16 protein-coding genes are annotated in these 14,253 nt (G+C 60.8%); 13 read left to right on the top strand and 3 right to left on the bottom strand.

Annotated elements, in window-relative coordinates:
- Positions 1-48 precede the first annotated feature (48 nt).
- Both C8N42_RS14545 and C8N42_RS14550 read right to left on the bottom strand, forming a co-directional pair.
- Positions 49-330: a hypothetical protein gene (locus tag C8N42_RS14545; RefSeq protein ID WP_107817305.1), complete on the bottom strand. Its 282-nt coding sequence runs from the start codon at positions 328-330 to the stop codon at positions 49-51.
- A 134-nt stretch (positions 331-464) separates the two neighbouring features.
- Positions 465-1,418: a 2-hydroxyacid dehydrogenase gene (locus tag C8N42_RS14550; protein ID WP_170109314.1), complete on the bottom strand. Its 954-nt coding sequence runs from the start codon at positions 1,416-1,418 to the stop codon at positions 465-467.
- 336 nt (positions 1,419-1,754) lie between these two features.
- Between C8N42_RS14550 and C8N42_RS14555 the strand changes: the two genes are divergently transcribed.
- The 13 genes from C8N42_RS14555 to C8N42_RS14615 are packed head-to-tail and all read left to right on the top strand — an operon-like array spanning position 1,755 to position 12,962.
- On the top strand, positions 1,755-2,306 hold the full coding sequence (locus C8N42_RS14555) for a Na+/H+ antiporter subunit E (RefSeq protein WP_107817307.1): 552 nt from the start codon (positions 1,755-1,757) through the stop codon (positions 2,304-2,306).
- Positions 2,299-2,562 (top strand): MrpF/PhaF family protein, encoded by a 264-nt coding sequence (locus C8N42_RS14560; RefSeq protein ID WP_107817308.1) that lies wholly within the window; start codon positions 2,299-2,301, stop codon positions 2,560-2,562. The genes C8N42_RS14555 and C8N42_RS14560 overlap by 8 nt, the downstream gene beginning before the upstream one ends.
- Positions 2,559-2,897, top strand: a complete 339-nt coding sequence (gene mnhG, locus C8N42_RS14565) for a monovalent cation/H(+) antiporter subunit G (protein WP_107817309.1) — start codon at positions 2,559-2,561, stop codon at positions 2,895-2,897. The genes C8N42_RS14560 and mnhG overlap by 4 nt, the downstream gene beginning before the upstream one ends.
- Entirely contained in the window at positions 2,894-3,145 is a 252-nt protein-coding gene (locus C8N42_RS14570) for a Na(+)/H(+) antiporter subunit B (RefSeq protein WP_107817310.1), read from the top strand. Before mnhG ends, C8N42_RS14570 begins: the two co-directional genes overlap by 4 nt.
- A complete protein-coding gene (locus C8N42_RS14575) occupies positions 3,142-3,855 on the top strand; it encodes a Na(+)/H(+) antiporter subunit B (RefSeq protein ID WP_107817311.1) in 714 nt (237 codons plus the stop codon). Before C8N42_RS14570 ends, C8N42_RS14575 begins: the two co-directional genes overlap by 4 nt.
- On the top strand, positions 3,852-4,211 hold the full coding sequence (locus tag C8N42_RS14580; protein ID WP_107817312.1) for a sodium:proton antiporter: 360 nt from the start codon (positions 3,852-3,854) through the stop codon (positions 4,209-4,211). Before C8N42_RS14575 ends, C8N42_RS14580 begins: the two co-directional genes overlap by 4 nt.
- Positions 4,205-7,330 (top strand): proton-conducting transporter transmembrane domain-containing protein, encoded by a 3,126-nt coding sequence (locus C8N42_RS14585; protein WP_107817313.1) that lies wholly within the window; start codon positions 4,205-4,207, stop codon positions 7,328-7,330. Before C8N42_RS14580 ends, C8N42_RS14585 begins: the two co-directional genes overlap by 7 nt.
- A complete protein-coding gene (locus tag C8N42_RS14590) occupies positions 7,327-8,244 on the top strand; it encodes a respiratory chain complex I subunit 1 family protein (RefSeq protein ID WP_107817314.1) in 918 nt (305 codons plus the stop codon). The genes C8N42_RS14585 and C8N42_RS14590 overlap by 4 nt, the downstream gene beginning before the upstream one ends.
- Positions 8,245-8,254: 10 nt before the next feature.
- Positions 8,255-8,944: an NADH-quinone oxidoreductase subunit B gene (locus tag C8N42_RS14595; RefSeq protein WP_107817315.1), complete on the top strand. Its 690-nt coding sequence runs from the start codon at positions 8,255-8,257 to the stop codon at positions 8,942-8,944.
- Between the two features lie 5 nt (positions 8,945-8,949).
- Complete coding sequence (locus C8N42_RS14600; RefSeq protein WP_107817316.1) at positions 8,950-9,492, top strand: NADH-quinone oxidoreductase subunit C; 543 nt, start codon at positions 8,950-8,952, stop codon at positions 9,490-9,492.
- Positions 9,489-10,670: an NADH-quinone oxidoreductase subunit D gene (locus tag C8N42_RS14605; protein ID WP_211309198.1), complete on the top strand. Its 1,182-nt coding sequence runs from the start codon at positions 9,489-9,491 to the stop codon at positions 10,668-10,670. The genes C8N42_RS14600 and C8N42_RS14605 overlap by 4 nt, the downstream gene beginning before the upstream one ends.
- A 4-nt stretch (positions 10,671-10,674) precedes the next feature.
- Complete coding sequence (locus C8N42_RS14610; protein ID WP_107817318.1) at positions 10,675-12,471, top strand: FAD-dependent oxidoreductase; 1,797 nt, start codon at positions 10,675-10,677, stop codon at positions 12,469-12,471.
- Positions 12,468-12,962, top strand: a complete 495-nt coding sequence (locus C8N42_RS14615) for a ferritin family protein (RefSeq protein ID WP_107817319.1) — start codon at positions 12,468-12,470, stop codon at positions 12,960-12,962. Before C8N42_RS14610 ends, C8N42_RS14615 begins: the two co-directional genes overlap by 4 nt.
- Before the next feature lie 12 nt (positions 12,963-12,974).
- Here C8N42_RS14615 and C8N42_RS14620 read toward each other — a convergent pair whose 3' ends face one another.
- Positions 12,975-14,204 (bottom strand): NAD(P)/FAD-dependent oxidoreductase, encoded by a 1,230-nt coding sequence (locus C8N42_RS14620; protein WP_107817320.1) that lies wholly within the window; start codon positions 14,202-14,204, stop codon positions 12,975-12,977.
- Positions 14,205-14,253: the final 49 nt, after the last annotated feature.

Raw genomic sequence — 14,253 nt, forward strand, 5'->3', positions numbered from 1 at the left:
ACCGCCTTTTCTTTATCTCAAAATGTCGCATGCCCTGCCGGACACGGATCACATCGCCGTTTCGAGCTGTCCCTGAGACTGGGCGCAGATCACGCGACCGTCGGTGGCGCGCAGGGGCAACATGGTGGTTTCGACCGGACCCTCATGCTGATACCAGTAGCATCCGTCCGCCGGGTTGAGCTGCACCGCGGAGAGGTTCTGAGAGGGATCGGCCAGCGCGATCACGCTTTCCGGTACGTCCATCAAAAATCCGTCCACGGTGGTTTCCGGCATCGGAGCCGCACAGCCCGCCAAGGCCAGAAGCCCACCAAGCACCAGAAGATGTTTCATCCGACGTTTTCCTTTCGTGATCGCCATATTCCGTCTTACCCCTTATGTTTTTTCAGTAAAACCATTTCCCGCCCCACGATGCCCATATGCCCGACAAACATCCGGTGTTTTGCCGGGAAGCACCGCACTCAGGTTTAATTCACCGGAGTGGGAAAAGGTTCCCCGTCGAAATAGGCTTTGAGATTGGCGCATTGCGCAATCGACATGTCGCGGCGGGTCTCCACCGTCGAAGAGGCCTGATGCGGTTGCAGGAGCACATTCGGAAGCGCGATCAGTCGCGCGTCCACATGCGGTTCGTTGTAAAACACATCGAGCGCCGCGCCCGCGATCCGGCCCGCTTCCAACGCCCCGATCAGCGCCTCTTCGTCGATGCAGGTACCGCGGGCGATGTTGATCACCACCCCGCGCGGACCCAATGCGTCAATGGCTTCGCGCGACAGGTAACCTTTGGTCTTGTCCCCCCCGACAACGGCCACGACCATCCATTCCACGGCCTGCGCAAGAGACACCACATCCTCGCCATGATAGGTCCAGCCCTCAGGCGTGTCCTTTGCGGTGCGTGAGGTGTAATGCACCGGCATGCCGAAGGCGGCGCAGCGATCCGCGATGGCGCGGCCGATCCGCCCCATGCCCGCGATCCCGACGTGCGCGCCGGACATTTTCCGGTTCAGAGGCAGTTCCCTGCCCGCGGCCCATGTGCCCTCGCGCACCCAGGCGTCGCCTTTGACGATTTCCCGCGACCATGCCAGCATCAGGGCCAGCGCCAGATCGGCCACATCCTCGTTCAGCACGTCCGGCGTGTTGGTCACTGTGATGCCGCGCGCTGTCGCCGCCGCCACGTCGATGGCGTCATAGCCCACGCCGAACTGCGTAATCACCGCTAGGTTCGGAAACAGGTCCATTGTTGCCCCATCAATCGGTTTATGCCCCTTGTTGGCAATAGCCCGGATCGCCAGACGTGCCTCTTCCGGCATCGCCGCGCGCGCCTCGGGCGTCCCCGCCAGAACCGCCGGTCGCACCGCCTCGATCCTCGCCTTTTCGTCCTCCGAAAAATACGGGGCGGATATCAGAATCGCGGGATAGGTCATGGATCGCCTTTCAGTCTGCGGCGCGGCAGCGCGCTCGTTCATTTTGCCTGTGCATTTTTTCCTAAGCCATAGCCCTGCACAAGGAAACAGATCCACTGGGCCCCTTGCGAAAAAACTGTCTGAAACCGCCTTCAACGACAGCAAAAAACGCATTTCTTTGTCCGAAGTCAAATTAAGCAGTTTGAATATGTGATCTAACCCCACTCAGGACAGCGCGAACACTTCTCCCACGTCATGGCCTGTCTGCGAACATGCCATGTCTTCGGACAGACCGGACCGCACAGGGCGGCACCGAACGGAAAAGGTTTGCCCCCACGCCATCCGGAGGCCGCATTCATGAGCGACACTGGCACTTCCACACAAACAGGCCTCAAAACGGGGCCCATCGCCCCGCCGCTGAGGCGACTTGCGACGCGGCTTTTCGCAACGCTTCTCCTGTTCTGGCTGATGTTGAACGGCTCGATCTCCCCCGCGACCCTTTTTACTGGCGTGATCGTCGCGGGGGCGATCGCGGTCTTCTTCGCCCGCGATCTCTCTTTCCTATCAGGCTTCAACCTGACGCCCGAAGGGATCGGCGCGGCCTTCCTGTTCATCGGCTATTTCCTCAAGGAACTGGTAAAGGCCAATCTGGCGCTCGCCACCCTCGTGCTGACCCCCTCCCTGCCAATCTCCCCCGCCATCGTGAAGGTGCGCACAAGGCTCACCGATCCAGTCGGGCGGCTTTTGCTCGCGAATGCGATCACGCTGACGCCCGGCACGCTGACCTGCGAGATCAGGGGCGACCATCTTTACGTCCATTGGGTCACAGCCCGTGACACCGAGCTCGATGCCGCCACGGCGGAAATCGTCGCTGAGTTCGAGCGCTATCTGGAGAAGATGTATGGCTGATCTGCTTTTCACCCTCGCGGCCCTCGTCGCCGCTCTCGCTTTCGCCCTCGCCGCATGGCGGTTCGTCAAGGGCCCCCGCGCCACCGACCGGGTCGTCGCGTTCGACGCGCTCACGATCATTTCCGTCACCGGCATCGTGCTTGCCGCTCTGATCACGGGACGGTCGATCTATCTCGACGTGGCGCTGATTTACGCGCTCCTTTCCTTCCTTGGCGTGATCGTCGCCGCCCGCTATCTCGAAGGAGGCGAAGAATGATCCTCGAAGGTGTTCTCGACACGCTCGGCGCGCTCTCCCTTCTGGGCGGCACCGTGTTTCTCGCTCTGGGTGGGCTTGGCCTCGTGCGCATGCCCGACGTGTACAACCGCATTCAGGCTGGGACCAAGGCGACCACTCTGGGCACTCTTCTGGTGCTTCTGGGCGCGGCTTTGATCGTGCCGTCGTGGTCGATCAAACTGCTGTTGATCATGCTGTTTCTCATGTTCACCAACCCGCTGAGTTCTCAGGTTCTGGCCCGCGCCGCCCACCGCGCCGGTGTGCCCCCCGTGGCCTCCAAGGATTGCCTCGCGGAAGATGCGGAGGATCTGGCATGACGCTTCTCCTCTTCATGGCCGCCCTTCTGGCCGTCGCCACCCTCGGTGCCGCGCTGATCGCGCTTTTCACCAGCTCAACCGTGGTCGCGGTGTTGTCCGCCGGGCTGGTGTCCCTCTTCGCCTCTGTGATGTTCCTGCTTCTGGCCGCGCCGGATGTGGCAATGACCGAAGCTGCCATCGGCTCGGGCCTCACCACCTTCCTCTTCTTCTTCGTCCTCGGGCGCATCCGCAGGGAGGGCACGAAATGAACTTTACCACCCGCAAAGCCATTCCCCTCGTTCTCCTGCTGCTTCTGGGCTCGGTCTTCTATGCCCTTTTCGCCGGTTACACGCCGGACGAGACCCTGAACCGCACAGCCAGCTATTACGCCAGCCAGACGGTGCAGGAAACCGGCGCGCAGAACGTTGTGACGGCGATCATCGTCACCTATCGCGGGCTCGATACGCTGGGCGAGGTCACGGTTCTGTTTCTGACCGCCGCCATCGTCGGGCTGGTTCTGGCGCATTCGAAAGCGCCGAAAAGCCGCTCCGGGTCCGGCTTTTTGCCCTCGGGCGAATTGCTCACCACCGGTACGCGCATGCTGGTCCCGGTGATCCTGCTCTTTGGTGCTTATGTCTTCCTGAACGGCCATCTGACCCCCGGCGGCGGTTTTCAGGGCGGCGCGATCGTGGCCTCGGCCATACTGCTGATGCTCCTGTCCGACCCGGCCCAGCGTTTCTCGCACCGGCTGATCTCACGGATCGAAAGCTCCGCAGGCCTCACCTATGTGATCATAGGTCTTCTCGGCATGCTCTTTGCGGGCGGCTTTCTGGACAACCGTATCCTTCCGCTCGGCAGCTTTGGCTCGATCCTTTCGGCCGGGGTCATCCCGCTGATCTATGCGCTGATCGGCCTCAAGGTCGGTGCGGAGTTTTCCTCCATCCTGACCTCGCTCGAAGAAACGGAGGACGCGCAATGAGCCTCGTTCAGCTTTCCCTTGCAACCGGATTTTTGCTCATCCTTCTCGGGCTTTACGGCGCTTTGACGAACCGTGACATCATCCGCATGATCGTCAGCTTCACCATCGCCGACACCGGCGTCAACGTGGTGTTGGTGGCGGTCGGCTATCTGCCGGGACGCGAGGCCCCGATCCTCGACACCATCCCTGTCGCGGAGGCCGCAAGCCGCATCACCGACCCGGTGCCGCAGGCATTGGTCCTCACCGCCATCGTCATCGGCCTCGGCGTCACCGCCTTGATGCTCGCCTACGCCTACCGGCTGTTTCGCGCCCGCGGCAGCCTCGACATCTCTGAGTTTACGGAGCTGAAATGGTAAGCCCTCTTCTGATCCTCGCGGCTGGCCTCGGTGCGGCCTTTCTCCTCGGGCTTCTGCGCGACAGTTCCGAACGCATGGCCTTTTACCTGACCGTGATCGCTCTGGGTTTCATGAGCTTTGTCGGCCTGTCCTGGACCGTCTCTCTGGCCTTGGGAGAGGCGCAACCCGTGGAGATTTATACCGCGGGCGCCCGTCCGCCCTTCGCGATCAACCTGCGCATGGGCCTGCCGGAAGCGGCGCTGACTTCCGTCGTCACGCTCACCGGGCTTCTCTCCGCCGTCTTCATGCGCCGCGATCTCATGCGCCTCGGACGGCGGGCCATGGCGGTCCTGATGGTGCTGATCATGGCGCTTTCGGGCCTGATCATGACGCGGGACCTGTTCAACCTTTTCGTCTTCATCGAACTGATCGTCATCGCCTCCGCCGGTCTTGTGCTCCTGTCGCAGGACACGCGCGCACTGGGGGCCGGGTTCAAATACCTGATCGTATCTCAGGTGATTTCGATCCTGCTGCTCGTCGGCGTGATCTTTACCTATCACGCCAACGGTTCGCTCAATATCGACGACATCGCCGCCACACCTATGGGGTTCACCGGTGCGTCTCTGGCGATCTTCCTCGTGCTTATCGCGCTTGTGCTCGAACTCAAGCCCTTCCCCGCCAATGGCTGGGCGCTCGACATCTACGAGGCCGCACACCCCGGTTTCTCGGCACTGTTCTCCGCCGCCTCGGGGTCCGCCGCGCTCTTTGCCGTGCTCAAGCTTTTCGAGGCCGCCGGTCCCGACTGGGCCCCTCTGGCCACCGGCATTGGTCTTGTGACCTTCGTCGGCGCGAATATTCTCGCCCTAGCCCAAGATCATGATCGCCGCCTTCTGGGCTATTCCTCCGTCGGGCAAATCGGGCTTGTGCTCATGGTCGTGGGCTATGGCTATGACTGGGATGCGGGGCTTTATTATGTCGCGGGCGGGCTGCTGATCTCGCATGCCATCGCCAAGGCCGGGCTGTTCTGGCTTTCGGGTCTGGTCAAGGCACGCAAGCTCTCCGATTGGGCCGCGCTCCGGCAGAACCCGGCTCTGGTCGTGGCCTTCGCCACCTTCATCGCCATGCTCACCGGCTTGCCACCCTTCCCGGCCTTCTACGCCAAATGGACGCTGGTGCACGCTATGGCGGATTATGGCGATTATCCGCTGATCGCGATCTTCCTGATTGCCGCGCTGATCGAGGCCGCAGTCCTGTTCCGCTGGTTCGGCATGGCGATCAAACGCGAGGCAATACGTCCGCTCGCCTATAATCTCAGCCATGAGACCGTCGTTCTGATTGCCATGACGGCAGGCTGGGCGTTGAGCTTTGTCTGGGGCGCCATCTCCGGGCTCGACAATCTCGTGACTCTTGTGCCCCTACTCTTCGCGCTTTTGTTCCTGCCGCTCGACATCCTGCCCGCGCGGATCAAAAACGTGATCGCCATCGCCGGGCTGGTGCTTTGGTTCTTTCTCTCGAAAGACGGGCTCGATCCACTGCGGCTGATCTTCCTGACGATCATGGTTCTGGGCGGCGCGCTGCTTTTGCTCGCCTCCTTCCATGCCAAAGGCCGTCGCATGGGCTTTTATACGCCTGCGATGCTGATGTTTGCCGGCATGGCGCTTTTGGTTACGGCAGAGACGAGTTTTCAGTTCTTCGCGGCTTGGGAATTCCTCACCGTCGGCTCGTATTTCCTGATCCTGCGCGGCCATGACAGCGAACCGCATGCGCTCTCTTACATCACCTTCTCCCTGGGCGGTGCCTTTGCCCTTCTTGCAGGCTTTGCCGTCGCCTCCGAAGGGCAATTCGTCATCCCGCTTGCAAACCTCTCCGAAGTTGCGCCCGAGATTGCGCCCTATGTCTTTGTCCTTCTGGCCATCGGGTTCCTGACGAAAACCGCCATCATGGGGCTTCATATCTGGCTGCCGGGGGCACATGCCGAGGCCGAGACCGATGTCTCTCCCATGGTCTCCGGTATCTTGCTCAAAGCCGGGCTTTTCGGGCTTTTCGTCCTCTTGATGGAAATGGGCCGCCAAGAGCTTTACGGCGTCGATCTCACCGTGTTGCTCGTCTGGCTCGGGGCGATCTCGGCCTTCATCGGCGCGGTTCTTGCGGCCTTTCAGGAAGACGCCAAACGCCTTCTGGCCTATAGCTCGATCTCCCAAATGGGCTATGCGGTCTTTGGCCTTGCACTGATGAACCATCTTGGCTGGCTCCTGGCCATGATGTTCGCGATCAACCACTTCGTCTATAAATCCATGCTCTTCCTCGCCGTCGGCGGCGTCAAGGAACGTACTCATACCAAGCTCATGTACAAGATGGGCGGGCTCATCACGCTCATGCCCTACAGTTTCGTCTCCGTCCTCGTCGGCATCATCGCCATGTCGGGCGTGCCGCCGCTGTCGGGCTTTGGTGGGCGCTGGATTTTCTACAATGCGATCATGTCGACCGATCTGCGCCTGCCGATGATCCTCATCTTCATGGCGGGTCCCGTGGGCTTTCTCTATCTCTTCCGACTGATCCATACGATCTTCCTCGGTCAGCCAAAAGACGAACTGCGCAAGGTCAAGGAAGCGCCGTTCTGGATCATCCTGCCGCAGATGATTTTCGTGGCCTTCCTGATCGCCTTCGCCGCCCTGCCCGGCATGGTGCTACAGCGGGTCGATGGCTATATCGGCACGCTCTTTGGCGACCGGCCGCTCGTCTGGACGGGCCGCATCATCGACAGCCAATACGGCACATGGAACCCGGTGGCGATCTGGGGTGTGATCATCGTGGTCTTTGTGACCGTGCTTCTGCTCCTCGTCTGGATGAACCACAACGCCCAGCACGTAAAACAGTTCAACATCGTCTTTTCGGCGGAGCGCCCGTTCAAACCGCAGACCACGCATTTCGCATGGAACTTCTTTGCGCCCTACCGCAAGGCCATGGGGTTCCTTGAGATGCCCGTGTCCACGAGCTTTTGGACCGGCGTGTCGAACGCACTTCATGGCACCGCCGAGTTCAGTCGCAAATTCTACACCGGCAATGGCCAGACCTATGCGGTGCAACTCATGCTCTTTGTCGTCGCCGTCTACCTGATCAGCATGGGAGCCTCGTCATGACCGCGTTTCCGAATTTCGAATGGGTCCAGATCGCCTATGCCCTGCTGACGCTGTTCATCGTGATCAACTACGGCATGGTGATGACCGCCGTGGTGCGTAAAATCGGTGCGCGGGTCGGTGGGCGTTACGGCATCCCGGTCTGGCAGAACTATGTTGACCTTTTGAAAAACATCGCGCTGCGGTCCAAGATCTCCCATGGCGTGATGTATTACCTCGGGCCGGTGTTCCGGCTGACGGGCGGCGTGGGTCTTTTGATGTTCGTGCCGACGATCTACGGCTCCGAATGGCATCAGAATTTCTCCTATGCGGGCGATCTGATCCTTGCTTTGTACTTCGTGTTCTTCGGCACGCTGGGCATGGCCTTGGGCGCGGGCGAGAGCGGGCATCCGCATAGCGCCATCGGTGTGTCGCGGGGCCTCGCGCAGGTGACCATGGCGGAACTGCCGCTGGCCTTGGGCGTCTATGCCCTGTCGTTGCAATACGGCACGCTCGACATCACCAAAATCGTCGCCGCCCAGCAGGGCTCCATCTTCAACTGGACGCTCTTCACCAACCCGCTTGCGACCGTGGCCGCGATGGTGGCTTTCGTCGGCACGATGATGCGCTCGCCTTTCGATGTCGCCATGGCGCCGCAGGAAATCCCCATCGGCCCGCCGACCGAGTATCACTCGTCCTATCTGGCGCTGATGCAGACCAACCGCGTGCTCTTCCCGGTCGCCAAAACGGTGATCTACATGAACCTGTTCTTCGGCGGCGCCACAAGCTGGGCCGAGTTCGCGATCAAGGTGTTCTGCCTCTACATGATTTCCGTCGTGATCGGCGTCGTGCATCCCCGCTTTAGGGTCGAGCAGAGCATCCGTTTCTTCCTCAAATGGGGGCTGCCTCTCGGCGTCCTCGCCATCCTGACCGTGTGAGGGTGACACCATGAAAGACGTTGACGACAAGTTCCGCAAGACCGACACCGAAGTGCCACTCCGCGAAGAGTTGCGCCCACGCAAGGTGACCACACCCGACGGGCAGGAAATCGACATCGACCCGCTGCGCGATTATTTCTGCGAGGCCAAGCCCAAGGTGCACCCCAAGGCCTATTCCAAGATTGTCGAGGATTTCTACAACTGGGCGCGGGCGAATTCGCTCTGGATTCTGGGCTTTGGCACCGGCTGCGGCGCGATCGAGATGCGCCCGCTGATGACGCCGCGCTTCGATGCCTATCGCTATGGCATCCAATGGCGGCCCACGCCCCGGCAAGCGAACCTTTTGGTGATCTCCGGCTACCTGTCGGTCAAGACCCTCAAACGCGCCATTCGCGCCTATGAGCAGATGCCGCAGCCGAAATACGTCATGGGGCTTGGCTCCTGCACGATCAACGGCGGCATGTATTGGGACAGCTACAATACGATCAAGCGGCTCGACGATTACCTGCCCGTGGATATGTATGTCGCCGGCTGTATGCCCCGCCCCGAAGCGCTCTTGCACGGGTTCATGGAACTCAAACGCGTGATCCGCGAAGGCAAGGGCGAAGGCGCGAACAAATACGCCGAGAATTTCGACCAGTACAAAGCCAACCAAAAGGCGGTGATCAAGGACTGGGACATGCCGGATTACAATTGGTGAGCACGATGAGAGAAATTCTGTACCGCCTCAAGGACCGCTATCATCTCGGCACGCCGACATTCCAGCGGACCGACCTGTGCTTTGTCACCGTGCGCCGCGATGAGATTCGCGCGATCCTCACGGAACTGCGCGACATGGAGGGGTTCACGCATCTGACTTTCCTCACTGCCGTCGACTGGATCGAGGAACAACTTTTTCAACTCACCTATATGGTGAACAACCGCGAAGCCAATCTTTCGCTCGGCCTGCGCGTCCTGCTCGACCGCGAGGACGCCACAGGGGATACGATCCACGATCTCTGGCCCACCGCCGCCACCTATCAGCGCGAGTTGCGCGAAATGTTCGGCATCAAATTCCCCGGCAGCCCCCGTGTGGACGAAGAGTTCATCTTGGAGGGCTGGACCGACCTGCCCCCCTACCGGCGCGATTTCGATACTTTGGCCTATTCGCAGCAGACCTATAACGACCGTCCGGGGCGCGTCACCCATGATCCGAAAACGCATATGCAAAAGACGCTGTATCCGAGCTATCCGAAAGGAGCCAAATGATGTTCTCCTTCAAACCCGATCGCTCGCAATATCCCGCCCCCGGACCCGATGGCAAACTCGAAGTCGATCTGGAAACCGGCAAATACCTGAAACTCTGGCATGGCCCGAACCACCCCGGCATCACCGGCAATATGTCGGTCGAACTCACCGTCTGTGGCGATGAGGTCGTCGAGGGCAAGACCCATGTCGGCTATCTGCACCGGGGTTTCGAGAAACTCATGGAGCGTCGCACCTTCATTCAGGTCTTCCCGATTGTGTGCCGCGTCTGTGTGCCGGAGCCGGATTTCAATGAATATTGCTACGCCGCCGCCGTCGAGGAACTGGCGGGGATCGAAGTTCCCGAAATGGCCAGTTGGATCAGAACGCTCATTTTGGAAATGGGCCGGTTCAACAGCTACATGATGGCCATGGGCGGCATCTCCGGCGCGCTTGGCCTCGGCGTGGTCGGCCAGTGGATGACCTATGTGCGCGACATCATGCTGGACCGTTTCGAGGAACTCACGGGCGCGCGCATCTATCACATGTTCATCCTGCCCGGCGGCGTGCGCGCGCATCTGCCCGAGGGGTTCGAAGCGCGGATGGAAGAGGTTCTGCAAACCGCCGAGCGCTATCTGGCGGATGCCGAAAATCTGATGTTCAAAAGCTCGGTGTTCAAAACCCGCACACAGGGCGTGGGCGTGATCGACCCCGCTTTGTTCGAGCGTTTCGGCGTGACAGGCCCCAATGCCCGCGCCGGCGGCGTGGCGAAAGACGTGCGCAAGGACAGCCCCTATCTGGTCTATGACCAGCTTGAGTTCACCGTCCACACGGAAGAGGCCTCAGACATCTACGCCCGCACCCTCGTGCGTTACAAAGACCTGCTTGAGACGATCCAGCTTATCCGACAGATCCTTCGTAAAATGCCGAAAGAAGGCGAGGTCATGACGAACCTCCCGAATGTGCTGCATTGGAAAATCCCGCGCGGCGAGACCTATATCAAGGGCGAAAGCTCGCGCGGCGAATATGGTTATTATCTGGTGACGGACGGCACGGGCTACCCCCGCCGCGTCAATGTCCGGGGGCCGAGCTACACCCATGCCATGGCTCTGCTCGAACATCTGATCCCCGGCACCAATATTTCCGACGTCGCAGCCCTCATGGTGTCGCTGCACACCTATCCGCCCGAGATCGAGAGGTAAGCCCATGTCCCTTCGTGATGTTCTCTCCCCTTTCACCGCGTGGAAACATGTCATCGACGATCCGGTGACCATCAAGGACCCGTTCAATCGTCCGGGCGCCGACCGTTATCGCGGCTTTCACCAGAACGACATGGACAAATGCATCGGCTGCGGCTCCTGCGAAGAAATTTGTCAGAACGCCGCCATCGACATGGTGCCGGTCGAGGGACAACACGCGGGTCCCGGCGATAGTGGCCTCAGGCCGATGATCGACTATGGTCGCTGCTGCTGGTGCGCCCTGTGCGTGGATGTCTGCATGACCGGCTCGCTCACCATGTCCAACGAATACACCTGGGTCGACAGCGACCCGGACGCGTTCCGATTCGTGCCCGGTGCAGACGGAAAGTCATGGGACCTCGATGTCAAAGGCTATCAGCGCGAAGATGTACGCCGCCTGACCGGCACCACCCGCGCGCCGATGGGCGAAATGCCCGCTGAGGAGCGGATCGGCAATTTTTGCGAGATTGTCGACGGGTTTACCCCCGAACAGGCCGTGATCGAAGCCGACCGCTGCGTCGAATGCGGGCTGTGTGTGGCCACCTGCCCAGCGCATATGGACATCCCGGACTATATCGCGAAGGTGCGCGACGGCGATTTCGAGGGTGGCCTGCGATTGCTTTACGAGACGAACCCTTTCTCTCAGGCCTGTGGCCGCATCTGTACCCACAAATGCGAAACCACTTGCGCCGCGATGCATGAAGGCGATACGATTGCGATCCGCTGGCTCAAACGCGCGATCACCGATAGCGTGCCGCGCGAGCGCTATTTCGACCTGATCCGGAAACCCGACGTGCCGGAAACCGGGCAGAAAATCGCGATCATCGGCGCGGGGCCTGCGGGGCTGACCACGGCCTATGATCTGGCGCGTGCGGGGCATAAAGTCGTGGTCTTCGAAGCCTTGGATAAACCCGGAGGCATGATGCGCTATGGCATCCCGGAATACCGCCTGCCCTATGACGTTCTGGATCACGAGATTTCCGTAATTGAGGCCATGGGTGTCGAGATTCGCTGCAACATGCGGGTTGGAAAGGAAATTTCCATAGACCAACTGAAGACAGCCTATGACGCCGTGGTGCTCTCCATCGGGCTGCACCAAGGCCGCTCGACCCGCGTTCCGGGGTCGGAGAAAGCCGAGGCTGCGATTGACCTGTTGCGCCGGATCACGGCAGGCGAAGAAGTCCCGGTGCCGGAACAGGTCGCGGTGATCGGCGGTGGCAACGTGGCGATGGACATCGCGCGCTCCATGGCCCGGCTGCAAAAGATCATATACGGCACGGTGGGCGTCACCGTCACCGCTTTGGAAGAACTCGACCGTTTCCTCGCCGACCGCGAGGAAATCGAAGAGGCACAGGAAGAAGGTTGCGTGATCTACCCGGCCCGCGGGCCACAGGAGATCACCGTTGCGGGCGACACGGTCACGGGGCTCAGAACCTGGAAGGTCAAAGCGATTTTTGATGAAGAAGGCCGGTTTGCCCCGAAATATGACGAGACGGACGAGATGATCCACCCCGCTGGCATGGTGGTCGAGGCCATCGGGCAAATGTCCGACATCTCGCTTTTGGGCGCGGATCTGACAGAACAACTCGAATGGAACCGCGGTCGGATCATGATCGACAGCGAAGGCCAGACCTCGGAGCCGTGGCTCTGGGCTGCTGGCGATGTAACATCGGGCCCCGATGTCATTCATGCGGTCGCCGACGGTCACCGCGTCGCGCGGTCGGTCGGCAAAATGCTGGCGGCAAAACGGGAGAAATTGCAATGAGCGAAGCAAACAAGGCCAAGCTGACCGGGCTGACCACGGTCAGGGAGATCATGGACACGGCCACGTCCTTCGAGGTGGTGGCGCGCGATTTTTATCAATCGCTCGCCCCGAAAGTGTCTAAGAACATCAGATGGTTGGTGGACGAACTTGCGGAAGAAGAACAGGGCCACGTCGACCTGTTCACCAAGCTCGCCAACGACCCGAAAGTCTCCGAGGTGATGGCGGAGAAAATCCAGCGCCCGGTGGCGGATGGCAAATTTTCCGACTGCGTGCAGGTACCCGATCTGGGCGAGAACCCGGACGATCAAGAGGTATTGCAATACGCCCTGATGCGGGAGACCGCCGCGATGGAGCAATACACGGAACTGGCCGAAACCGCGCCGGAAGGCCCCCTGAAAGAGGCCTTCACCTTCCTCGCCAATGAGGAGGCCGAGCACAAGGAAGAGCTTGAGAAAATCTATTACGAGATCGTGCATTCGGGCGGGGTGTGATCCCCGCCCCGCTCAGGCGGTCTCCTCCGCCCGCAACGGCACGGATTTGAGCGGAACGGACGTGTCCGCAAGCGCACCTTTCTCCGGCGACTGTCCCGCCTCGATCCAACGCTTGCCCTGCATATAGGCGCGCGGGTCGTTCATTGCGTCGACCGCGAGCAATTCCGCGCCCTTGAAATACCAGTGGCTCTGCGTCCCCGGCTTGTCTCCGGGGCGCACCACCACATTGTCGAAACCGGTGTTCAACCCGGCGATTTGCAGTTTGACGTCATACTGATCCGACCAGAACCACGGCTTCGCCACATAAGGCACGCCCTGACCCAACATCGTGCCCGCCGTCGCTTCCGCCTGCTCGATGGCATTGGGCACACTCTCAAGCCGGATGCGCTGCCCCTTCCATGGGAAGGAGGCGCAATCGCCCGCCGCGAAAATTTTCGGATGCGAAGTCTGGCCGAATGCGTCGACCTTGATCCCGTTGTCGATCTCGACACCCGCCATTTCGGCCAACGCCGTTCCGGGGCGCACACCGATGCCACAGACCACGAAATCGACCTCAAGCGTCGCACCATCCGACAACTCGGCGGAGAACCCGGTCGCGCCCTTTGACAGCCTTTCAAGGCCACAGCCCTCGCGAATGTCCACGCCATGCGATTTGTGCAGGGCTTTGATCCAGTCGGCGGTCTCAACAGAGGCCACGCGCGCCAGAATGCGCGGGGCCATCTCGACCAGCGTCACGTCAAGCCCCTTGAGCGCTGCGACCGCCGCCGCCTCAAGCCCGATATAGCCACCGCCGACGATCAACACCCGCCGCCCCGCGAGGAATTCATGCGCCATGGCATCGGCATCGGCCAGAGAACGCATGGTGTAAATCCCGGCTTCGCCACCGCCCATGGCAGGCGGCAAGCAGATCGGATCGGCCCCGGTGGTCAGCGCGATCTGATCGACCGGCATTTCGGTTCCGTCCGACAGCGTGATGACCATCGTCTCAGGATCAATTCCCGTCACCCGCGTGCCGGTCAAAAGCGCGATCCCTTGTTCCTCATAGAAACTTTCGGGACGCAGGAACAATCGGTCCAACTCCATCTCGCCGGACATGTATTTCTTCGACAAGGGCGGGCGCTGATAGGGCGGCTGGGCTTCGGCTCCGATGAGCGTCAAGCGTCCCTCATAGCCCAAAGCGCGCAGTCTGGCGGCAAGGGCGGAGCCGGCCTGCCCCGCGCCGATCACGGCGATATGCGTCATAACTCTTCCTCGGTGAGACAACGGGCGCGGGAAGAGCCCGCGCCCAGAT

The sequence above is a fragment of the Celeribacter persicus genome (assembly GCF_003050785.1).
GTDB lineage: Bacteria > Pseudomonadota > Alphaproteobacteria > Rhodobacterales > Rhodobacteraceae > Celeribacter > Celeribacter persicus.